Below are 22,927 nucleotides of genomic sequence, written 5' to 3' on the forward strand. Positions count from 1 at the left end.
ATGAATGGCCAAAAACAATGCCTTAGCAACATTGCTCAATTTAGCTGTTGAAGCCTCCGAAGAGGCTGCAAAAGTATTAGCTCAAGCACGCCAAACACATAGCCAAATGGCACAGCAATTAGGCATGCTAGAAAACTACCAAACTGAATACCGGCAAAAATTAAACCAAACACTACACAGCGGAATGGCCTCCGACAAATGGCAAAATTACCAACAATTTTTAGTGACCTTGGAATTAACCATTGAACAGCAGCAGCAACAATTAAACTTGTGGCAGCAAAAAGTAAACGAAGCGAATAGCTATTGGCAAGAAAAGCAACAACGTGTCAACGCATTCGATACTTTACTTCAACGCGCTGAACAAACCGAATACCAACGCCAAAATCGCTTAGAGCAAAAGCAAATGGACGAGTTTGCCCAACGAGCGACTTTACGGAGACCTCTATAAATGGACATCAATGCGACTATCGTTCCACCCGCAAATACGAGCAAAAGCACCAACGAACCACGCGCAGATGAAAGCCAAGCACCTGCTTTGCCTTTCCAAGCTATGCTTGATAATCAGCAGACTATGCCGACTAAAAATAGCTCAACCTCAGCATATATCGATGAGCAAGCTATCAACAAAGAGATAACTGCCAACAAATTAGTTATATCGGGGGAAAGAGCTTCCTCACAAAATGCACAAACACAAACCAGCACTGAAAATGCCATTGAACAGCTGAACTTTAGCCGCCATTTACGACCTGATAACGTACAAACTGCCCTACAATCTGGCTTGCTCACAGGTAAAGAGGCTAACGAGCAAGCTTGGTTAAACAGTTTGAAACAATCGTTAACAGGGCAAGTACAAACCGTAGCGAATACCACAATTAAAACTGAAGCTCACCTAACTTTAGGCGCATTTACCCAAACAATGCAGCATCTGACTGATGATACCCATGGCATCATCAATGAAGACGATGGCAAACAGCTTGACGGGTCACAACGACAAATCGCAGGTGAAGAAGATAGCCCAGCACTTGGGGTATTTATTAAGAATGAAAAAGAAGAGCGTCGCGATCAGCCTCTTTTTCCCCTTGATAACCAAAAGGATGTCCGCAACAAAGGCCTGACACAAGACTTTATGCCCTTAAATAAGAAAGTCAGCGATAAAGACCCAGTATTAAACTTACAAAACGTTTCAAGTGATGCCGTGAACCAAACCACAAAAGGCGCATTTACGCTACAAACTGAAGCTTGCGCTTTTACCACCACATCTTCACAGCACACAGCAAACGCACCAATGAGTATGATGCCAACGGTATCTACCACACAAGCTGCTGCAATGAATGCACCGACAGCAACGCCAACCATGCATTTAGCCAGTCAACTAGGGAGCGAAGCGTGGCAGCAACAATTAAGCCAACATATGCTATTTTTCTCTCGCCAAGGGGTTTCTCAAGCACAAATTCGCTTACATCCTGAAGAGTTAGGCTCGCTAAATGTGCATTTACGCATTGAAGATAATCAAGCCATCATGCACTTTGTCTCGCCACACAGCCATGTACGTGCTGTCATGGAATCGATGATGCCCGTTTTACGTAGTGCATTACAAGAAAGCGGTATTCACCTCGCTCAGGGCTCTGTCGGTCAAGACAACTTGCACCATCAGTCTGATAACTCGCGACACACTGCACATCAGGACGATGGACAAATCCAAGTCACACATCCATCGGTTGGTGTTGTTGGTATCAGCGAAGCGAATGCGACTATTTCACCAATAACAACTGCATCACGACAAGGTGGAATTAATACTTTTGCATAATAAATAAACAAATCGCGGTAATTTCCTAGCTAAAGCGCCGAGTTACCGCCTTTTTGTTTCGTTTTTCACTCCTTTAACTCTTAGTAATCAAGCCATAATGCTAGAGATCATAAAGTCAAAAGCCCATTTGGGTTTAGCATCCAAGCAACAGGAATTAAGCTAATATGTCGTCACGCAAAGAATCAAAAAGTTCCAATAAAGGATTGATCATTTTATTTGCCCTTATTGCCCTCTCGGGGGCTGGTTTTGGGGGTTACACTTGGTGGACGGCACAACAAGTCACACAAACGGTTAGTGTGGAAGAAAAACGGCCAAATATGCCACAACCTATTTTTATGGAATTAGAGCCATTTACCGTTAATTTAGCTGGGGCAAACGATGGCCCAGATCGTGTGCTCTACATCCACGTAACTTTGCGGCTTGCCAATGAAAAATCTCGCAAACAGCTTCATGAATATCTCCCTGAAGTTCGTAGCCGTATACTGCTACTGCTTTCAGAACAAAAATCAAAAAATATTGAAACTCACGAAGGTAAGCTGCAATTGATGAAAGACATTAAGCAAACACTTACCCCAACCCTGATCCCAGGAGATACCGATCAGGATATTTCAGATGTGTTATTTACGACTTTTATTCTGCGGTAATATACATGAGCGATAATATTTTATCTCAGGCTGAGATTGATGCGCTTCTTAATGATGATGCACCATCAAAAAATTCGCCTGCACCAGAGACGCAAGGAAAAGATCATATTCGCCCTTACGACCCGAATACGCAACGTCGGGTTATTAGGGAGCGCATGCAGTCTCTCGAAATCATCAATGAACGCTTTGCACGTCAGTTCCGAATGGGCCTGTTCAATATGTTGCGTCGCAGCCCCGATATTACAGTGGGTGGCATAAAAATTGAGCCTTACCATGAATTCGCCCGTAACTTACCGGTGCCGACTAACCTGAACTTGATCCATATGCCACCTTTACGGGGAACGGCATTATTTACCTTCGAGCCTGCGCTGGTTTATATCGCCGTTGATAACCTGTTTGGGGGGGATGGCCGTTTTCCAGTACGCCAAGAAGGTAAAGAATTTACTAATACCGAGCAACGTATTATCAATCGCATGTTGAAATTGGCCCTAGGGGCTTATCGCGATGCATGGAAACCGATTGCTGATATTGAAGTGGAATATGTACGTTCTGAAATTCAAGTTAAATTCACCAATATCACGACATCCCCTAATGACATTGTAGTCACTACACCGTTTTTAGTGGAAATAGGTAATACCGTTGGTGAGTTCAGTATTTGTATTCCCATTGCCATGATTGAACCATTACGTGAGCGCTTAATTAACCCACCAATGGAACAAGGGCATCAAGAAAATGAAACTTGGGTAACAAATTTGGTTACCCAAGTAAAACGTTCTGAACTCGAATTGGTTGCTAACTTTGTTGACATTCCAATGCGAATTTCTCGCTTACTGCAACTGCAAAAAGGGGATGTAATCCCTATTGAGAAGCCTGAACGTCTCATTGTTAATGTTGATGGTGTTCCTGTATTAACCAGTCAATACGGAACTCAAAACGGCCAATATGCCTTGCGTGTAGAACATTTGATTAACCCTGTATTAAACACTCTAGATGAGGAAAGTACCAATGAGTGAGGCGAAGAACTCTCCTGATGCATCAACCAATCACGACGGTGAAAACCTATGGGATGAAGCGCTGGAACAGCAAAAAAAAGCGGAATCCGCCTCTGCTGGTGCACAGGCTTTTGACAATTTGGATGGGCAACCCCCGTTAAATCAATTGTCCGACATTGATATGATCATGGATATCCCAGTGCGCCTTTCTGTGGAATTAGGCCGCACAAAAATGACGATTAAAAAGTTACTGAGCTTATCACAAGGCTCTGTAGTTTCACTGGATGGTTTAGCCGGTGAACCATTGGATATTTTAATCAATGGCTACTTAATTGCACAAGGTGAGGTGGTCGTGGTTTCAGATAATTACGGTATTCGTATTACTGACATCATTACGCCGTCTGAACGTATGCGCCGTTTGAGCCGTTAATAAACAACATGAGTCACTGATAATGGCAATATCCAATCAAACTGAACAGGCACCATCATCCGTGCCCTTTTTATCAACAACGGTTTCCACCAGTGAACCTAATGTTCCCGCTATTGACCACAATGGTAGCTTAGCGCAGATATCCGGTGCTTTAGGGGGGATCATTTTATTGATATTAGCAGGCGCTTGGTTGGTTAAAAAGTTAGGGTTTGCGCCCAAGAAAATGGGGAAAGAGCAAATCCTAAAAGTGAAAAGTAGTTGTCCACTAGGTGGCAAGGAACGTGTTGTGGTTATCGAGGTCAATGATACCTGTTTGGTATTGGGTGTGACTATGCAAAATATCAGCCTATTGCACCAATATCCATCAGGGTCAGAAAACTCACCAGTATTGCCAATGGAACCACTTACGTTTCAGTCTTTATTAAAGAAAAAACAAGAGGCTGCAAAGTTTGCAGCTTCCGAAACACCTATGCATAAGTAACCGGAAGCGCATATGTCACCTCTAAAATCTCTACTCACGGTTATTGCGCTCTCGTTTTTGCTGCCAAATTCAGCCTCTGCGGCGTTACCTGCGGTAATCAGCCACTCCCTTGCTGATGGCGGCCAAACTTGGTCTTTACCCGTCCAAACGTTACTATTTCTGACCTTACTCGGTTTTATTCCTGCGTTATTGTTAATGACGACCAGTTTTACTCGTATCATTATCGTACTAGGTTTACTACGTAACGCCCTAGGTACACCATCCGCGCCACCAAACCAAGTGCTATTGGGTTTAGCTTTATTTTTAACTTTTTTTGTGATGTCCCCTGTTGCTGACCAAGTTTACCGTGAAGCCTATCAGCCTTTTAGCGAAGACAAAATCAGCCTCGAAACCGCTTTAGAAAAAGGAACCGCGCCGTTAAGAACTTTTATGTTAGGGCAAACGCGAGAATCTGACCTAGCGCTGTTTGCACATATTGCCCAAGTCGGTGAAATTCAAGAAGCAAAAGATGTTCCTTTACGTATTTTAGTTCCAGCTTTTATTACCAGTGAATTAAAAACTGCATTCCAAATTGGATTTACCATCTTTATTCCATTTTTAATCATTGACTTAGTGGTTGCCAGTGTCTTAATGGCATTAGGAATGATGATGGTTCCTCCTGCAACCGTTTCCTTACCATTTAAATTAATGCTGTTTGTATTAGTCGACGGTTGGCAATTATTGCTTGGCTCATTATCGCAAAGCTTTTTTAATTAGAGGTAACAATGACACCTGAATCAGTAATGGCAATGGGCACTGAGGCGATGAAAATTGCACTGATGCTCGCGGCTCCATTATTATTAGCCGCCTTAGTTGCGGGTTTAACAATTAGCTTATTGCAAGCCGCTACGCAAGTGAATGAAATGACACTGTCCTTTATCCCTAAAATTCTATCCGTCATTTCTGTGATTATTATTGCGGGGCCCTGGATGCTAAATTTGCTCACCGACTATATGCGGTCGTTACTGAGCAGCTTACCCTTTATTATTGGCTAACAATGTTAACCATTACCAGTGAAACGCTCACACTTTGGCTAAGCCAAGGCTTCTACCCTTTCATACGCCTTTTAGCGCTGCTTGGTACAGCGCCCTTTTTTAATGAAAAACAGGCTATTACTAAGGTACGAGTCGCGCTGGCCTTTTTTGTCGTATTGATTGTCTCCCCACAACTTCCTGTTGTGAATATCCCATTATTTTCTGCTATGGGGTTATGGGTGATCGTGCAGCAAATAGTAATTGGTATTGCGATAGGTTTAACGATGCAAATGGCATTTGCTGCGGTACGTCATGCAGGGGAAGTGATTGGTTTACAAATGGGGTTATCATTTGCCACCTTTTTTGACCCAACAGGTGGGCCCAATATGCCGATTTTAGGGCGTATCTTTAATGTGATTACTATCCTATTATTTCTCGCCTTTGATGGCCACTTATGGCTAATTTATATTGTCGTTAACTCTTTTGAGTTAATCCCTATTCAAACTGCCCCATTAAATCGTGATGGTTTTTGGGTATTCGCCCAATTTGCCAATAGCATATTTATTAATGGGTTAATGTTAGCGCTGCCGTTCATCACACTATTTCTTATTCTTAACCTTGCCCTCGGTATTCTAAACCGCATGACCCCACAATTATCAGTATTTGTGGTGGGCTTCCCCCTCACCTTAACTATCGGTATCAGTATGTTAAGCGTGATTATTTCGATACTCCCCCGCTACACTGAGCGCTTAGTCCATCAAGCTTTCGAGCAGTTATCGTTGATCTTTAATTTGTTTGTTTGATTATCGATATTTATGTTATGAATTAATAAGTTAATCAAACTATTTGGTAATTCTAATTATTAAAGTAAATCCATAAAAACTTAGTTCTAATTCAAAATTCATTGATATCTTCTATTCTGAAAGCTCACCCATTATTTATTTCATTTCTAAGCTGCCTATGTGGCAGTGAACTATAAAGATAATCAATTAAAACTAATAAATACAATAAATTAATCAAAAAAGTAGCAAAATACCTTTATTTTTAGCTAAGCCTATAAACCATTGTTTAGTCGATGCTTTTTTAAAGAGCAAAATTAAAAGGTCAAATAAGGGTAAAACAAACACAAAATAATGCAACATAAAACCTGTAAAACATCGGACTAATCAGCCGTTTTTTTACCGTCTCAAGAATTCCAAAAAACAAAAAAACCGCACTTGAATCACTCCGAAGCGCGGCGAGTAAAAATATAAAATAATTAACGATTACCGAAAAGCGACATGCTGTTCAAATCCTTGAAAATACTTTGTGATGCTTCAAACATCGCTTTTTCTTTATAGTAATCTGTCGTGGTGCCAGTCCAGTTAGTATCTAACAGCTCGCTTTTACGAGCAGCGTTTTGAATCGAACGCGTATCAGCTAAAAAATCTAATTTATCAATTTCTTGTAATTGCAGGCCTTGTTTAGCCTCAATATTTGAGATTTGATCCAGCGCAGATTTAATTCCACGGCTAGCCGCCCCCAACTCTGCTTGAGCTTGGTCTAAATCCTCTTGCGGTGCACCTTGTAATGGTTTTTTCAGTGACTCAATACCTGTGTTCAACGCTTTGAAAATATTGACAACGCCATTACCATCTGTTTCAAAGACTTGTGCCCCCGTGAAATAGGTCGTCATCTCTCGGTCGCTCGATACGTTCTGCATAATGGCTTTATCGCCACCGTGGTACAGTACTTCACCATTCGCATCAATTTCAAATGGTGGTTTATCTGATTTAAAACCCGCAAAAATGTAACGACCATTACCATCTGTTGTATTGCCTAGCGCCACCAATTGATCTTTCAAACCCGTTAATTGTTCCGCTAAAGTATTACGGTCTTTATCACTCAATGCACCCTGATTAGAGGCCTGAATAATCGTGGTATCAATTTGCGTTGTGACATCGGTCATTTGAGTTAAAATGCTCATTTGTAATGTCATTCCCGTTTTCGCAAATCCACGGCTCGCCACATATTGTTGGTTACGGTTTTCAGATTGGTTAATTCGCACCGCTTGTGAAGAAGCCTGTGGGTCGTCAGATGGCTTAGTGACACGATGACCTGACGCCAACTTACTTCCTGCATCCATCCAACGCGCCTGTGCACTGTTCATGTCTTGCAGGCGTTGATGATAAATCATATTTGTACTTAAACGCATCGCTAAATCCTTATTCTTTTACTCATTTTTAGAATGCACGCATCAATGCATTAAATAAGTCATCCACCGTTTTCAATACTTGCGCATTGGCATTGAAAAACTGTTGGATTTTCTGCATTTGAATACTTTCTTCATTCATATTCACGCCAGAGATAGCTTGCTCTTGCGCATAAAAGCTCTCTGTCATTTTGTTCTGCGTTTCAGAATCAATTTGTGCTTGTTTGGTTTTGCTTCCCACATCGTTGACTAAAGTGGCATAAAAATCAGAGAACGTAGAACCGCCATCAACCAACTTTTGGTCTTGTAATTTTACCAATTCTTTGATGTTTTCGTTGTCGCCTGGGCCACCGTCTTTACTTCCTGCAGCTGCGAAGCCTGATGCATCGCTGATGAGTGACTGCATACCGCTGATTACGCCATTCACTGGCTTGACCAAGAACGAGTCGCCTTTGGCCATGCCTTGGCTATTACTAATTTTGACTTCTATACCATCAAATTTCAGTGTGCCCGCTGTGTCTGTATCCACAGGAACTTTAATGCCTTCCGGTAAACGCGTAACATTCCACTCATTACCATCAAAACGCATTTCGTAGTTATTACCTGTGACTTTTGACACATCGCCATAACTTAAATCAAAGTCTGCTTTGCCACTGTTTTGGGTATTACTAACAACACTGCCTTTGCCAATTTCAAAGAAGTCTTTACCTGTATTACCATTGGCATCATAGCCTTTGCTATGAACTTCGTTAAATTTAGTCGCAAAGACTAATGCGAGTTTATTTAATTTTTGGTAAGCAGGATCAATCACTTCCTGACGTGAACGCAAAATACCGCTAAGCTCACCACCGCGAAATGCTTCGTCAGAAATTTCACGCGCTTGGCCATTGGCTCCTACAAAACCAATACTTAAACGGCTATCATCTTTTGATGAGGGAACGGCTTCTAAACGGTTGGCTTTTTCACCTGTCACTAACGGCAAACCATTTGCAAACGTTACGTTATAATTGCCATTTTGCTCGATAACTTTCACACCAATCAATGAGTTAACTTCATTAACTAATCGGTCACGAACATCCAGTAAATCATTCGGTTCTGAGCCACTTACAGCACGTACACGAGCGATTTGTTGGTTTAAACCCGCAATTTTTTCTGCATAGGTATTGATATCTTTCACCTTATTTTCGATTTGGTGATTAATATCACGTTCCATTTCTTGGAGACGGCGGTCAGCTTCTTTAAATTGGCTCACTAACGCATTTGCATTCCCTAAAAAAACATCAATGAGTGTTTTATCGCTCGCATCACTGCTTGCCGCATCCAATGCAGAGAAAAAACTGCCGATGTTACTGGAAATATCTTCAATATCATTAGTGAGCAAATCATCAACTTTATTGCAGTTTTTAACATACGCTTCATAATCACCGCTGCGTGCACGTGATTGGCTATACTGCGCATTGATAAATTCATCAAACTCACGACGAACATGGCTGAAATAAGTGCCGTTACCAAAATAGCCATTAGGTGTCATAGTACCGGGATTCTCCCCGAAAACAGCACTTTGGCGGTGATAGTAACCCACACCTGCGTTGGCTAAGTTATTAGAAATTACACTTAACCCGCCTTGTGCAGCATTCACACCACTGAGCGCATTATTTATTACATTGTTCAACATAAGCTTTTCCTGTTCTGGTTACTTATCGCTTTCATTGGCTGACACAATGAGAGCGATAGCAACGCAAATTATTTTGAGCATATTCTGTTATCGGAAATTTAGCGTATTTATTTAGTCCAAACTCACATTAATTATGCCGTTTTAGAAAATATCGTTTAAATCTATGGTGTATGCCTGAACCGGACTCGATGCAGAGGTATTCGCCCCCGATTTATGACCACGGATCTGATTAATCAAGGTAATCAGTTTGTCCGAGTAACCGGGGTCTGTAGCATAACCTGCTTGGTGTAAACGTCGTGCCGCTATCTCTGGTGTTGGCGCTTTTTTGACGTCTTTGTACCGTGGGTTTTCTGTCAGTAGGTTAATGTAATCGGCAATCGCCTCTTCATAAGAGTCATAAACACGGAAATCATCACGCATTTTGATAGTTTTTCCGTTAATCACTTCTGTCGTCATAATATTAGTGACAGGCCCTTGCCAATTTTTGCCAGCTTTTATACCAAATAGGTTGTGGCTGGTTTTTCCATCTGCTTTTAGAATTTCTCGCTGGCCCCAACCACTTTCTAGCGCAGCTTGCGCCAACACAAGGAAGTGCGAAATACCGCTATCTTGGCTTGCGGCTTTTGCAGGTTCAATTAAACGACTAATAAAATTGCGACTATTAAGCGATAACGCTTTAATTTTTTTCAATGGTGCCGATAACGCATCGCCCATTGGTGCAAAATGGCGCATCATTTGTTCCATATTAAATGGCGGTAATGATTGCGCTGTTTTTTCATCCAAAGACACAAGACTGTTGGAGGTGGGCTCGCTAGATGTTTGCTTTTCACGCGTAAGCTGCTGATACAGCATATCGCCAAAACCTAAGCCTTTTTGCGAAAGGTCTTGTGAGATTTGCTGGTCATACATACTGGTCAACATGCGTGTTTGGTCGCTAGAAAATAATCCATCTTGCGGAAGAGCGTCGCGCATACTTTTTAGCATCAATTGAACAAATGTAGCCTCTAGTTGCTGTGTGACGTGGCGCAGTCCTTGCTCCGAATTTTGCTTCAATTCACCTTTTAACTGGTTAAGAGACTGCAAATCAAATGCGGCACCTTGCAATAGCGTTATATCACTCATTAGATAATCTCCAATTTTGCACGTAAGCACCCTGCGCTTTCCATCGATTGCAGTATCGACATTAAATCATTAGGAGTTGCCCCTAGAGTGTTCAGCGCTTGGATCACTTGATTTAACTGTACGCTAGCATTCACTTTTTGTAACGAGCCACCTTGGTCCCTGACCCCAATGTTAGTATTGCGCGTCACCACGGTTTGCCCACCAGCAAATGGCGTATTCGGCTGGCTAACTTGCGTTTGACGTTCGACAGTCACCGCTAGACTGCCATGCGCCACAGCACAATTTTCAAGTGTCACGCTGCGGTTAATCACCACAGATCCAGTGCGTGAATTAAGGACAACTTTCGCCTCCGCTATCGGTGTGCGTACATTGAGTTCTTGTACCCGAGCTAAAAATCGGACTTGATCGCGGTTATTCGTCGGTACAAGTAATTGCACGGTGCGTGAATCCAATGCAGATGCAGTCCCCATCCCCCCCATGCGGTTAACCGCATCAGCAATATCCTGGGCCAATGCGAAGCTATCTTCGTTTAATTGCAGATTAATCGCACCACTTTGCCCGAAACTGCTCGGTAACTCACGCTCGATAGTCGCTCCACCTGTAATGCGGCCACCATTGAGTTGATTGACTTTAATGCTGCTACCGCCACCACTCGCGCCAGCCCCACCGACTAAGATGTTACCTTGCGCCATCGCATAAATTTGCCCATCAACGCCTTTAAGTGGAGTCATCAGCAACGTACCACCCCGCAGGCTTTTAGCGTTACCCATTGAGGAAACAACGATATCTACCGCTTGTCCAGTACGTGCAAAAGGTGGTAACTTCGCAGTGACCATGACTGCTGCCACATTTTTCAACTGCATATTCGTACCCGCAGGTACTGTGATCCCCATTTGTGACAACATATTATTCAAACTTTGTGTGGTAAACGGGGTTTGCATCGTTTGGTCACCCGTACCATCAAGTCCCACCACAAGGCCGTAGCCAATCAAGGCATTATCTCGTACGCCTTGGACGGTGGTTAAATCTTTAATACGCTCACTGTGTGCTGGAAATACAAAGCAGCAAAATAGTGATAGCAAAATTAATACTTTGTTTTTCATTAAATTCTCTCGGCTATTTTCTCGCTAATCTCTAATTAATAAGGCGAAACATTTAAGAAAAAACGTTGTAGCCAGCCCATGTTTTGCGATTCGTTAATATAGCCGTCGCCAACGTATTCAATACGCGCATCCGCAACCTGTGTGGAGCTTACGTGATTATCTGAACCAATAGTGCGCGGGTTAACCACTCCAGAAAAACGGATAGATTCCGTTCCTTGATTGATAGCAATACGTTTTTCACCCACTACGTGTAAGTTACCGTTCGCTAATAATTGATCGACAGTTACCGTAATGGTGCCTTTGAAGGTGTTATTTGCATTTGCACCACCTTTACCACTAAAGTCGCTATTTCCTTTAATATCGAGTTCGGTATTTTTACCCCCGATCCACCCTTGCATAAAGCCGGGCAATATCGCGGCTAAGAACCCAGTTTTACCGCTGCGATTAGCGTTAGATGAAGAGTTTTTACTCGCACTTACGTTCTCTTGTAAGTTGATGGTTAAAATATCACCGACGTTGCGTGGCCGCCTATCTTCAAACAGAGGTTGGTAGCCATAATAAGCCGGTTGAGCACTCTGGAAAATTGAGCCATTGGGTGCCGGCGCTGTCGGTATTGTTGGAATTGCCGTGGTTTGTGTGTCCACTAATGGACGCGACTTTATTTGTGCACAACCGCTGGTGACTAGGACCAAAGCGGCAAGTAACCCTACCAAGGTGGGTGCTGTTGAACACGTATAAAACGTGGTTTTTTGCTGTTGAGAAATCGTGCCGCTTTCAATCATCATGCTACTCTTTTGCTGCTGTGTACGTTTTATCATCACCATGAGATCCTTCTCATAGGTAACCCCCGACCATCGTGAGTTACCCTATTTACGCTTTTCGCTTGGAAACCCCAATTACAGCTGAGTTAATCGCTGTAGCATTTGGTCTGATGCAGAGACCGCCTTACTATTAATTTCATAAGCACGCTGAGCTTGGATCATATTGACCAACTCTTCTGCTACATTAACGTTCGACGTTTCTAACATGTGTTGATAAAGCAGGCCTGCACCGTTAGTTCCAGGAGCACTTTCATTGGGCGCTCCTGAGCTTGCGGTTTCCATATACAGGTTTTCACCCATACTTTCTAACCCCGCATCATTGATAAAAGTTGTCAGAGTAATTTGCCCAATTTGCTGAGGTTGATTATCACCATATACGGTGATAGTGACCGTACCGTCACGGGCAATCGACATACTATTCGCGTTATCAGGGATCATGATAGCAGGGACAATTTGATAGCCGCTTGAGGTCACTAGCTGACCATCTTGGTTCGGCTGCAAAGCCCCATCACGGGTATAGGCATCAGTACCATCAGGCATTTGTACATGTAAAAAGCCTTGGCCTCTAATAGCGATATCATTGGTATTACCCGTTTTATTTAATGCCCCTTGTGCGTGGACTCTCATAGTCGCAACAGGGCGTGATCCCGTTCCCATTTGTAAACCAGATGGTAATGAGGTTTGCTCTGAGCTCATTGCGCCCGGCTGGCGAATGGTTTGGTACATTAAATCTTCAAAAACAGCGCGTTGGCGTTTAAAACCATTAGTGCTAACGTTGGCTAAGTTATTAGAAATAACATCAAGGTTAGTTTGTTGAGCATCAAGCCCTGTTTTGGCAATCCATAATGAACGGATCATAATAATTCCTTATTAAATTTAGCTAACAGCGAGCAGTTGGTTTGCACGTTGAGCGTTTTCATCAGCACTACGGACAACTTTCATTTGCATTTCAAAATGCCTTGCATTGGCAATCATAGAAACCATCGCTTCTGCGGCATTGACATTGCTGCCCTCAATAACACCTGCTGTAACAATCCCACGTTCACTTTGTGGCAGCACATTGCCATTCGCCGCTTGAGCTTGAGGCGATAAATGGAATAAACCATCTTCGCCTCGGATCAAATCACGGGGCTGCGCTTCAACCACTTTTAAGCGGCCGATTTGCCCTAACATGGTTGGTGGATCAGTGGCCAATAACGCCGTCACTGTGCCGTCTGCACCAATAGTCAGTTCTGCATTTGGTGGAACGTTGATAGGCCCTCCGTCACCTTGTAAGCGACGTTCACCAATAACCAGCTCGCCTTCGCTAGACACCTGAATGTTACCGTTACGGGTATAGGCTTCTGTGCCATCGGCTAATTCAACGGCTAAAAAGTGCTTATCATTCAGCGCGACATCAGTTGCCTTACCCGTGTAGTTCAGTGGCCCTTGGCTCATATCCGCTCCGGGTGTTGATGCCACCACCATCGTTCTTGTTTGCTCGCTATCCCCATTGACAGGCACGGCACGCATTGCCGATAGTTGGGCTTTAAAGCCAACTGTTGAAACATTGGCGATGTTGTTCGAAACAATTGCTTGGTTTTCAAGCGCATGACGCGCCCCACCCATTGCGGTATAAATAACGTGATCCATAGCCACCCTCTAGGCTTATCGTAAGTTAACCAATGTTTGTAACATTTGATCTTGTGTTTTGATGGTTTGCGAGTTGGATTGATAATTACGCTGCATGACAATCATATTGATCAACTCTTGGCTCATGTCCACGTTAGAGGACTCCAATGCACCGCTGGTTAATTTACCAAACTGACCAACACCCGGGACGCCATCCATTGGATTACCCGATGCATTTGACGAAGCCCAAACATTCCCCCCCTGAGAAATTAAGCCGTTCGGATTCGCAAAAGTAGACAATGCCACTTGACCGACGACGCGTTTTTGTTGGTTAGAATAGTTAGCCGTAATTAAACCGTTATCTTCAACTTTGAAACTGGTGTATTCACCAGCTGGATAGCCACTCACATCAATAGCACTCACTGATGATTCACTGACTTTCTGTTGGCGAGTTTTATTCAAATCAATTTTAAGAATACCGTCATTTGCACCATTTAACCCTTTGTAATTAAAATCAAATGTCGCATTAGTTGGTGCGGATAAACGACCGTTACCATCAAACTCTAATGCGTCGTGTACAATCTCGGGATCATTTGGGTTCGCGGGTTGTTCTGTATTAATTAATTGTGTTGCAACCGTATCGTTGGCATCTTTTGCGTACACCTTCCACTTGTTATCTTCTGTTTTAACAAAGTAAACTGAGATTTCGTGCGTGTTTCCTTGTGAATCATAAGCCGTCATTGTGGTACTAAAGTTATAGGTTGCTGAATCATCAGGGTTGTTAACATCAAAGGGCTTGTCTTTGATTTTGTCTTCTGAGTTCAGGTTAATGGTTAACTTCGCTAATTCTGACGCCTTCGCATCCATCATATCAGTGGGAATATTGATGCCAGCGGGAATTCCGCCACTTTGAATGGTAACATTACCATTCTCATCAACACCTGCTGGATAGCCTGTGACAACCATCCCTTGGTTGTTGACTAAGTTGCCGCTTTTATCACGTAAAAATTGGCCATCACGGCTATAGTAAATATCGCCATTTTGGTCTTGTACGCGGAAAAAACCGTTTCCTGAGATAGCCACATCCGTTGGTCTATCTGTTCGCGTAATTGGGCCATCTTTGAAATTTTGCGTAACGGCAGCAACATTCACGCCAAGGCCAACACCTGAGCCTGCGAACATATCCGCAAATGAGGCTGTCGCCCCTTTAAAACCGTTGGTCGCGGAGTTGGCAATATTATTACCAATTGAATCAAGCCCCGCTGATGCAGCATTTAAGCCACTGACTGCTTGTGAAAAAGACATAATTTCTCCATGAGTATTGGGGGTAAATTAAGATGAAGGGTAAACTTTGAATATGCTACTTAGTGGTACGCTTTGCCCAATACCAACATCTAATAATGGTGCATCAGAGCCTGGTGTCACTCCGTTTACACGGGCATAACCCAGCTTTGTGACTTCAACTTCAGCCCCTGCCCTAACCGCTTTCACATCAAAGTAATATTTCCCTTGTGTATCTGCGACTAAATTGCCTTTGTTGTCCCGACCATCCCATGCCATATCATAAATATCCGGTTTAACTTCTGTATCATAGGTAATGGTTCGGACAACCATTCGATTCTTGTCGCGAATGGTGATTTCAATGCTGTCTGCCAATTTCGGCAAAAAGAACCCAAACGGTGATGAAATAAATTCAGATTCCGGCTCTTCACTCCCTTCTTCTCCTTCAATAGCGCTTTTATCACTAAGACCAAAAGTTGAAAGGCTATCAGGACTAATACCTTCATCAGGAAGTGGGTTAGACGGCTTCGTTATTGCGCTATCTTCACCGGTACTCTCTTTCTTAAGAGGCGCTAAGATAATTTCGTTACTTGGAATAAGTACACCTTTACCGACAAGCTGGGTAGCTTGTAATGACTGCCCTGAACCAATTTGTTGAGAAATACCCGTGACGCTATCGCTGAGCTTATTCATGCTCTCAAGCGTGGCTATCTGAGCTAGCTGACTAGTTAAGTCAGCATTTTCCATTGGCTTAGTTGGGTCCTGATTTTGCATTTGGGTGACTATCATTTTTAAAAATGTGTCACGCATATCATCACTTTGACTTTTTTTTGGCACATTACTCGCCGCAGGCTCAGGACCCGCGGTTCGATTATCCAAAGTGTCATACATTGTCGCGGCAACACCCATAGCAAACCTCCTCTATTGGCCTATCGTTAATGTTTTTTGCAATAACGTTTTTGCCGTATTCATAACTTCAAGGTTTGCTTGGTAACTACGAGAAGCCGATATGGTATTGATCATCTCACCTACCATGTCGACATTCGGCATTTGCACATAACCTTTTTCATCCGCTAAAGGATGACCGGGTTTGTACTCCATACGTGGCGGCGCAGGATCTTCAATTAATTCACTAACACGCACGCCTCCTACTTCATGGCGTCCTTGCGGTGCCATTTGGAAAACGACTTGTTTAGCACGGTATGGCTGACCATCTGGCCCTGCCACACTTTCTGCGTTTGCCATATTACTAGCGCTGACATTCAAGCGCTGAGACTGTGCCGTTAATGCAGAAGCAGAAATATCAAAAATACTCAATAAGGCCATGAATATTACCCTTGCTGTAGAACAGCCAGCATGCTTTTGACGCGGCTATTGATAAATGTAAGATCTGCCTGATATTTCAGTGTGTTATCAGCAAATTGACTACGTTCAATGTCCATATCTACAGTGTTACCGTCCATTGATGTTTGGTAAGGCACCCGGTATTTCAGGTCAAGATTGGGGGCTTTGATGCCACGCCCTTCTATATGTCCTTTCGATGTCACGGCAAGAGTGATGCCCTTTCCTCCTGCGGTGCCTTTGTCCATGGCTTGTTGAAGTTGACGATTAAAATCAATATCTCGTGCTTGATAACCTGGTGTATCCGCATTAGCAATGTTTGAAGCTAAAACAGTTTGTCGCGCTTCGCGTATTGACAGCGCCTGTTGCGAGAAGGCAAACGTGGCATTTAACTTATCAATCATGATGATCCTCAATGGAGATAAAGCGACTGCTGAATCTGACGTTCGCTCGTAATAATTAAAATTCGACCTGCATATCTTAGCGGGGTAGCAAAAAATCTAATGGCGGGATAAAGGCAAAATAATTGACCTATTTGGCTCATTCATTATTGAAGAGCCGCGTAAACTGCAAGCGTGAAAAAGTATGTGAAATAAGGGGGGCTCCATATGCGTTATATTAAAATGTGTTATTTTAAAAAATTATCATTTCTAATATTAATCAGTGGATTAGGGTTAACCTCTGCATTTACCCATGCTGCTTTACCCCAAGATATCAATCAGTATTTTCGGCAGCTTCATGGTAAGAAGAAGCAGGTCTCTGTTGAGATAAAAACGCCTATTGAACGTTGGCCGACTTGTGATAATCCCAAAATCAGCCCCCCTATAGGAGGGCGTAATATGGGAAATATTTCGCTACCTGTACAATGTGGCAAAAAAAAGCAGTTTATTCAGTTAACTGTGAATGTGACGGGGCAATATTACGTGGCAACGCGCAATATTAATCGCGGTGAATCTATTGCGTTTGTCGATATTGGAACCAAAAAAGGGTTACTGCACAAGCTTCCTACTGGTGCTAGCACAGATAAAATGGCCTTACGTGGTGCTATTGCACTTCGCACAATTCCCGCCGGGCAAACATTCACACAATCAATGATAAGACAGCCTTGGGCAATTAAAGCAGGGCAGACCGTATTTGTTTTCGCCAATGGCGACAATTTTTCAGTCAAGTATGAAGGCAGAGCGATTAACAATGCGACTGTAGGGCAAAATATTCGAGTCAGGTTGTTAAATGGGCAGGTAGTCAATGGCCAAGCGCGAGATAATGGCAGTGTTCATGTTGCCTTAAAATAAAGAAAAAACCACTTATATTCTAAATAGTTCGAGTGGCAGCTAGGCGACAAATAAAGATAGACCAATAAGAATACATAATAATTTGATTCAACAAGCGAAACGAAGTCAACAACGCTGTAATTGAAGTATGACGAGTATACTGGCGAATAACGCAATATTTTGTAACACTATAGAAACTAAAGATCCACTAAATTAAGCCGATAACTGAAATATGAAAAAAATTGGGAATAGGAAAATATATTATGGCTATTGAGCAAACATCTGCAATTTCTGCGCTAACTCAAGTGACAAACCGCGACCCACAAGATGCGGCTGTCCCAATGCGTGACAAAACAATCTCAACAAATGAAATCGTTAAAGAAAGCTCCTTTGTACCCAGCGAGTTACAAAAGAAATTATTACAGCCACAGGCCAGCGATATTAATAGCACTAAAATTGAACAAATTAAACAAGCTATCAAAGATGGCACCCTAAAAATAGACGCGAATAAAATTGCCGATGGCATTTTACGTGATGCCCATGAATGCATGTTATCAATGAAATAAATCACCACTATGACTGACGAATTACTGATACTGCTCGAGCAGCAACTCTCTCATTTGCAATCATTACAAATAGTGATGAAAAATGAGGAGTTATTATTAGGTTATCACCGTGTACCTCATTCGCCTTTTCAGGAAACCACTGAACAAAAACGTTTTTTGATTGCTGCGATTGGCCATGGTGAAACAAATCGCTTAGCGTTAGAAGCACAAGCCGAGCTCAGTGCGCCTTATGAAAGCAATGACGCGCTAGCAGGGATATGGGAGTCAATTAAGACCCTGACGACAGACCTAAAAGAGCTGAATTATCGTAATCACCAAATGCTACAATTGCATATTGAGCTGAATGCTCAGCGCTTAAATTTTGTGAAAAAACATAATAACCAATCCACTTATGGCGCTGATGGTTTAGAATCAAAACGCCCTGCATTAGGTAAGAAAATTTCGATTTAAGGTGTACTTTTTCTGGTTAAGCGTAAAAGAGTTATCCTTTCACCCACTTGATAATAAACATTTTTTATCGAAAAATGTGGATAGCATTAATGTTGCACTATTTGGTTTAATTTCCCTCTATTTCCCATTTGGAAACACTTTCTTTCGTCATATTTAATATCAAAGCGAGAGAGAATTGGGAAATATTATTTTGCTCTCGAATACGTTTAATATCCTTTCCTATCATTGGGTTGTAGATGAGTGATTTTTTTCTTAAGCTGTTATGCTTTGCTCCTAGCTTTGACACAACGAGCCGCGAAAAATAAATGGCAACCTTACTTTTAGAAAATAGCCGTCCTAGTACCACCACTTTTTTCTTTACCTTCAGGTTAAACGTTTTTTAATCACTCCACCGCTTAAATCCGTCTCATATGCCCTGCAAATACATCCATTGCAGCATTGGTCAATTCAAAGTGACTTAATTATCTATTTTTAAACATTCTCGTTTTGTCGATTGCATCCATAGACTAACGTAATTTTTACTACAGTAAAAATTACCATGATTGAGAAAATCAACGGCTGTTATGGAATAAAAAAGAGGAAAATACCACATTATGTTGGCTATTTTCCTCTTTTTAATACTGAACCTAAGTGTGAAGTAATACCGATAAAGTTAACTGCCGCTAATCATCGACGTCATCCTGATCTTACGGTGGTCAGTCATTTCTAAATTCGACAACACGGCTAACTGTGGCAAGCTGCGGCGTAAGAAACGCGATAAAATTAAGCGCAGTCCATGATTCACTAATAACACAGTAGGCGCCCCCATAGCCTCTTGATGGGAAACCGCTTGCTCCGCTTGGGTTTGTATAAATTGGGCAAGATTCGGTTCTAAACCACCACCATTTTTCGCCGCTTGTAATAAAATTTGTTCAAGACCTGCATCTAAACCAATCACTTGAATTTCTTCTGCATGCCCAAACCATTGCTGTGTGATGGCTCGACCTAATGCAATTCTCACTTGTGACGTCAGGTAGTCAGTATCTTTTTGCTCGCCATTTTCCCCTGCCATTTCAGCTAATGTTTCAATGATGGTTCGCATATCGCGGATCACTACGTCTTCCATCAATAAATTTTGTAAAACGCGGTGCAAAACAGTTAATGAAATAATATCTGGGATCAAATCATCAGCCAGCTTCGGCATCTCTTTTTTCACTCGGTCATACAACATCTGTGCCTCTTGACGACCAAATAAGGTACTGGCATTTTTCAGTAAAATTTGATTAAAGTGAGTGGCAACTGCGGTACTCGCTGACACCACTGTATACCCTTGGATTTGGGCTTGCTCACGTAAATCATCATCAATCCAAATGGCAGGTAAGCCAAATGCTGGCTCTTTCGTTGCATCGCCGGGTAATGAACCGGTTGCATTTCCCGGGTCAATGGCCAAACTGCGCCCAGGTTGAGCCTCACCACGCCCGACTTCTGCCCCCTTAATTAAAATGCGGTATTCACAAGGAGAAAGCGCGAGGTTATCGCAAATATGTACAACAGGTGGCAGGTAACCCACTTCATGAGCAAACTTCTTGCGCAGACCGCGCAAACGCCCTAATAACTCACCTTGTTGTTCATTATCAACTAAGGGGATCAACCGATACCCCACCTCCATTGCAAGTAAATCTTCTAGTTGTACGTCATCCCAAGTCGCTTCGACCACTTTGTTCGCTTCTTGAAAATGCTGTGTTTGGCTACCATCACCCGCGGCACTTTCGGACTGCTGGGATTTACGCACCAAATACCAACCTAGAGCGGCTAACGCTGCGGTAAATAGCAAGAAAACAAAGTTTGGCATACCGGGGATTAAACCAATTAAGCCAAGAACCCCAGCACTCAACCACATGACTCGTGGGTTATTGAAAAGTTGAGTGACCATCTGTTCACCCACATCTTCATCCGTTGCCACTCGCGTGACAATAACACCGGCCGCAGTTGAAATAATCAGTGCAGGGATTTGAGCCACAAGCCCATCACCAATAGTCAGCAAAGTATAGGCACTCGTCGCATCGCCCAAAGACATATTATGCTGACCTACCCCCACAATTAACCCACCAACTACGTTGATCACCATAATCATGATCCCGGCAATGGCGTCTCCACGAACAAACTTACTCGCACCGTCCATTGAACCGTAAAAGTCAGCCTCTTGAGTGACCTCTGCACGGCGCTTTTTCGCTTCATCGTCATTAATGACCCCCGCATTGAGGTCGGCATCAATGGCCATTTGTTTACCCGGCATACCGTCAAGGACAAAGCGTGCGCCCACTTCTGCAATACGCCCCGCCCCCTTAGTAATAACCATAAAGTTAATCAACACTAAGATGATAAATACCACGATACCGATAGCAAAATTACCGCCAACTAAAAAGTGTCCAAACGCTTCGACCACACGCCCTGCCGCGTCTGGACCAGTATGACCATCGAGTAAAATAATTCGTGTAGATGCGATATTCAAAGAAAGACGTAGTAGCGTAGCAAACAGTAAGATTGTGGGAAATGCAGCAAAATCAAGAGTACGTTTCGTGAACATGGCCACCAACAACACCATGATTGACAACGCAATATTAAAGGTGAACAGTAAATCTAACAAAAAAGCCGGTAATGGCAGCACCATCATCGACAAAATCAATAAGATAAGAACCGGCCCAGCAAGTATTTGCCACTGTGTTCCCTGTAAATTTTTCGGCAATTTTAAAAGTGTAACCAAATTAGCCATCGCGATTGTTATCTCCAACAAAGTCCAGTGCGGATGGCACTGGTAAATTTTTCGGTTTTTTGGGTCTAAGGCCACCCTCGCGACGCCAACGACGCAATTGGTAAACCCATGCTAAAACTTCGGCTACCGCCGCATATAAAGCGACAGGGATACTTTGCCCTATCTCTGCGTGGCGATATAACGCACGTGCTAATGGGGGGGCTTCTAACTGTAATATTCGATGCTCTTCCCCAATTTCTTTTATACGTTGAGCCAGTACTCCTGCCCCCTTAGCGAGCACCTTCGGAGCCCCCATTTTTTTATCATCATATTTAAGTGCCACTGCATAATGTGTTGGGTTGGTAACAATTACATCTGCACTTGGCACGTCCGCCATCATTCTGTTGCGCGCTATTGCTCGCTGTTGTTGGCGAATTTTAGCTTTAATCTGAGGATCTCCCTCTTGCTGCTTAAATTCATCTTTGATTTCCTGACGACTCATCCTCAATTTTTTCAAATGAGAGCGAAATTGATAAAAAACATCAAAGGCCACCATTGGGATCAGCAAAAAAACAATCAAATAACCTGCAAAAATCACTTTCTGCAACGCATTACTCAGTGCCGTAACAGGGGGTTCCATCACAAGGTGTAGTAATGAGGGCCAACTTTGCCAAAGAAAAATCAGCGCCCCCAACCCCACAAATAGCGACTTTAAAATGGCTTTAAACAATTCAGATAGTGCATTCATGGAAAAAATACGTTTTAACCCTTTGATTGGGTTTAATTTCTTTAAATCAAATTTAATCAGCTTACTATTAAACACTAACCCACCGACTAGCGATGACGCAGAGATCCCCACTAAAGCTAACCCTCCAATGACAGGTAATAAGGCAAATAAAGCCTCACTAACAACCTGCCCTAAATAGCTGATCATCAAACTGGTATTTTGCAAATAATGGCCATCAAAAATGAATCCTTGTCGTGCGATCTGACGTAACTGACCTGCAAGGTGCCCACTACTGAGCCATAGTAAACTCACACCCGCTAACATCATCATTAGCGAGCTCAATTCTTTCGAACGAACGATTTGCCCATCGTCTTTGGCTTTTTGCTTCTTATGGGGCGTGGGTTCTTCAGTTTTTTCTACATCACTCTCGTCGGACACCTTGATTCCAAAATTTCATGAAAATAGGAGTTATCGCTATAGCATGACAGAGTGTAAAAAAATCGATGGTGGAAAATAGACTCAGTTCAAGAGGGTTATTTGCCGATTGAGCAATAAGACAGCAATCTTGCGAAGGGCTTCGCAAACATGGCCACGCATTGAAGATAATCCTATATTTCGTATTAATAAAGAATAAAATCCCTATGTGCTCAATAAGCATGCTAAATTACAC

At 42.7% G+C, this 22,927-nt stretch carries 25 protein-coding genes; 12 read left to right on the forward strand and 13 right to left on the reverse strand.

All coding sequences use genetic code 11. The features are described 5' to 3' along the window. Positions 1-4: 4 nt before the first annotated feature. The 9 genes from fliJ to fliR all read left to right on the forward strand — a co-directional run bounded on the left by fliJ (position 5) and on the right by fliR (position 6,170). On the forward strand, positions 5-448 hold the full coding sequence (gene fliJ / locus ACLPIE_RS04860; protein ID WP_430260162.1) for a flagellar export protein FliJ: 444 nt from the start codon (positions 5-7) through the stop codon (positions 446-448). Then, positions 449-1,807: a flagellar hook-length control protein FliK gene (locus tag ACLPIE_RS04865; protein ID WP_430260164.1), complete on the forward strand. Its 1,359-nt coding sequence runs from the start codon at positions 449-451 to the stop codon at positions 1,805-1,807. It abuts the gene before it with no gap. A 164-nt stretch (positions 1,808-1,971) separates the two neighbouring features. Next, complete coding sequence (fliL, locus tag ACLPIE_RS04870; RefSeq protein WP_430260166.1) at positions 1,972-2,451, forward strand: flagellar basal body-associated protein FliL; 480 nt, start codon at positions 1,972-1,974, stop codon at positions 2,449-2,451. A 5-nt stretch (positions 2,452-2,456) separates the two neighbouring features. Further along, positions 2,457-3,464 carry a flagellar motor switch protein FliM gene (gene fliM / locus ACLPIE_RS04875; protein WP_430260168.1) on the forward strand — a complete coding sequence of 336 codons (1,008 nt, stop codon included), beginning with the start codon at positions 2,457-2,459 and terminating at the stop codon, positions 3,462-3,464. Then, positions 3,457-3,873, forward strand: a complete 417-nt coding sequence (gene fliN / locus ACLPIE_RS04880; RefSeq protein ID WP_430260170.1) for a flagellar motor switch protein FliN — start codon at positions 3,457-3,459, stop codon at positions 3,871-3,873. The genes fliM and fliN overlap by 8 nt, the downstream gene beginning before the upstream one ends. A 22-nt stretch (positions 3,874-3,895) precedes the next feature. After that, on the forward strand, positions 3,896-4,354 hold the full coding sequence (gene fliO, locus ACLPIE_RS04885; protein ID WP_430260172.1) for a flagellar biosynthetic protein FliO: 459 nt from the start codon (positions 3,896-3,898) through the stop codon (positions 4,352-4,354). 12 nt (positions 4,355-4,366) lie between these two features. After that, entirely contained in the window at positions 4,367-5,110 is a 744-nt protein-coding gene (fliP, locus tag ACLPIE_RS04890) for a flagellar type III secretion system pore protein FliP (protein ID WP_430260174.1), read from the forward strand. A gap of 8 nt (positions 5,111-5,118) precedes the next feature. Continuing rightward, complete coding sequence (fliQ, locus tag ACLPIE_RS04895) at positions 5,119-5,388, forward strand: flagellar biosynthesis protein FliQ (protein ID WP_430260176.1); 270 nt, start codon at positions 5,119-5,121, stop codon at positions 5,386-5,388. Between the two features lie 2 nt (positions 5,389-5,390). Further along, positions 5,391-6,170, forward strand: a complete 780-nt coding sequence (gene fliR, locus ACLPIE_RS04900) for a flagellar biosynthetic protein FliR (protein ID WP_430260178.1) — start codon at positions 5,391-5,393, stop codon at positions 6,168-6,170. A gap of 455 nt (positions 6,171-6,625) precedes the next feature. Here fliR and flgL read toward each other — a convergent pair whose 3' ends face one another. The 11 genes from flgL to flgB all read right to left on the reverse strand — a co-directional run bounded on the left by flgL (position 6,626) and on the right by flgB (position 16,916). Continuing rightward, positions 6,626-7,561, reverse strand: a complete 936-nt coding sequence (gene flgL / locus ACLPIE_RS04905) for a flagellar hook-associated protein FlgL (protein WP_430260180.1) — start codon at positions 7,559-7,561, stop codon at positions 6,626-6,628. A gap of 28 nt (positions 7,562-7,589) precedes the next feature. After that, the gene (gene flgK, locus ACLPIE_RS04910) at positions 7,590-9,233 is read right to left on the reverse strand and encodes a flagellar hook-associated protein FlgK (protein ID WP_430260182.1); all 1,644 of its coding nucleotides are present in this window, start codon (positions 9,231-9,233) and stop codon (positions 7,590-7,592) included. A 141-nt stretch (positions 9,234-9,374) separates the two neighbouring features. After that, positions 9,375-10,355 carry a flagellar assembly peptidoglycan hydrolase FlgJ gene (gene flgJ / locus ACLPIE_RS04915; protein ID WP_430260184.1) on the reverse strand — a complete coding sequence of 327 codons (981 nt, stop codon included), beginning with the start codon at positions 10,353-10,355 and terminating at the stop codon, positions 9,375-9,377. Further along, entirely contained in the window at positions 10,355-11,458 is a 1,104-nt protein-coding gene (locus ACLPIE_RS04920) for a flagellar basal body P-ring protein FlgI (RefSeq protein ID WP_430260186.1), read from the reverse strand. Before ACLPIE_RS04920 ends, flgJ begins: the two co-directional genes overlap by 1 nt. 35 nt (positions 11,459-11,493) lie before the next feature. Beyond that, entirely contained in the window at positions 11,494-12,276 is a 783-nt protein-coding gene (locus tag ACLPIE_RS04925; RefSeq protein ID WP_430260188.1) for a flagellar basal body L-ring protein FlgH, read from the reverse strand. A 78-nt stretch (positions 12,277-12,354) separates the two neighbouring features. Further along, positions 12,355-13,137 (reverse strand): flagellar basal-body rod protein FlgG, encoded by a 783-nt coding sequence (flgG, locus tag ACLPIE_RS04930; RefSeq protein ID WP_430260189.1) that lies wholly within the window; start codon positions 13,135-13,137, stop codon positions 12,355-12,357. Positions 13,138-13,155: 18 nt separating this feature from the next. Further along, complete coding sequence (locus tag ACLPIE_RS04935; RefSeq protein ID WP_430260191.1) at positions 13,156-13,911, reverse strand: flagellar basal body rod protein FlgF; 756 nt, start codon at positions 13,909-13,911, stop codon at positions 13,156-13,158. A 15-nt stretch (positions 13,912-13,926) separates the two neighbouring features. Beyond that, positions 13,927-15,195, reverse strand: a complete 1,269-nt coding sequence (gene flgE, locus ACLPIE_RS04940; protein WP_430260193.1) for a flagellar hook protein FlgE — start codon at positions 15,193-15,195, stop codon at positions 13,927-13,929. A gap of 27 nt (positions 15,196-15,222) precedes the next feature. Then, the gene (locus tag ACLPIE_RS04945; RefSeq protein ID WP_430260194.1) at positions 15,223-16,080 is read right to left on the reverse strand and encodes a flagellar hook assembly protein FlgD; all 858 of its coding nucleotides are present in this window, start codon (positions 16,078-16,080) and stop codon (positions 15,223-15,225) included. A gap of 12 nt (positions 16,081-16,092) precedes the next feature. After that, on the reverse strand, positions 16,093-16,497 hold the full coding sequence (gene flgC / locus ACLPIE_RS04950; RefSeq protein ID WP_430260196.1) for a flagellar basal body rod protein FlgC: 405 nt from the start codon (positions 16,495-16,497) through the stop codon (positions 16,093-16,095). 5 nt (positions 16,498-16,502) lie between these two features. After that, complete coding sequence (gene flgB, locus ACLPIE_RS04955; RefSeq protein ID WP_430260198.1) at positions 16,503-16,916, reverse strand: flagellar basal body rod protein FlgB; 414 nt, start codon at positions 16,914-16,916, stop codon at positions 16,503-16,505. 204 nt (positions 16,917-17,120) lie between these two features. Between flgB and flgA the strand changes: the two genes are divergently transcribed. The 3 genes from flgA (at position 17,121) to ACLPIE_RS04970 (ending at position 18,799) form a co-directional block, all read left to right on the forward strand. Beyond that, on the forward strand, positions 17,121-17,804 hold the full coding sequence (gene flgA / locus ACLPIE_RS04960) for a flagellar basal body P-ring formation chaperone FlgA (protein WP_430260200.1): 684 nt from the start codon (positions 17,121-17,123) through the stop codon (positions 17,802-17,804). Between the two features lie 242 nt (positions 17,805-18,046). Continuing rightward, entirely contained in the window at positions 18,047-18,349 is a 303-nt protein-coding gene (gene flgM, locus ACLPIE_RS04965; protein WP_430260202.1) for a flagellar biosynthesis anti-sigma factor FlgM, read from the forward strand. A gap of 9 nt (positions 18,350-18,358) precedes the next feature. Continuing rightward, positions 18,359-18,799 (forward strand): flagella synthesis protein FlgN, encoded by a 441-nt coding sequence (locus tag ACLPIE_RS04970; RefSeq protein ID WP_430260204.1) that lies wholly within the window; start codon positions 18,359-18,361, stop codon positions 18,797-18,799. 652 nt (positions 18,800-19,451) lie between these two features. Here ACLPIE_RS04970 and flhA read toward each other — a convergent pair. Together flhA and flhB are read right to left on the reverse strand one after the other, a co-directional pair. Further along, positions 19,452-21,551: a flagellar biosynthesis protein FlhA gene (gene flhA, locus ACLPIE_RS04975; protein WP_430260206.1), complete on the reverse strand. Its 2,100-nt coding sequence runs from the start codon at positions 21,549-21,551 to the stop codon at positions 19,452-19,454. Next, positions 21,544-22,695 (reverse strand): flagellar biosynthesis protein FlhB, encoded by a 1,152-nt coding sequence (gene flhB / locus ACLPIE_RS04980; RefSeq protein WP_430260208.1) that lies wholly within the window; start codon positions 22,693-22,695, stop codon positions 21,544-21,546. Before flhB ends, flhA begins: the two co-directional genes overlap by 8 nt. Positions 22,696-22,927: the final 232 nt, after the last annotated feature.

It is taken from the genome of Providencia sp. Me31A, assembly GCF_050487165.1.
Classification (GTDB): domain Bacteria; phylum Pseudomonadota; class Gammaproteobacteria; order Enterobacterales; family Enterobacteriaceae; genus Providencia.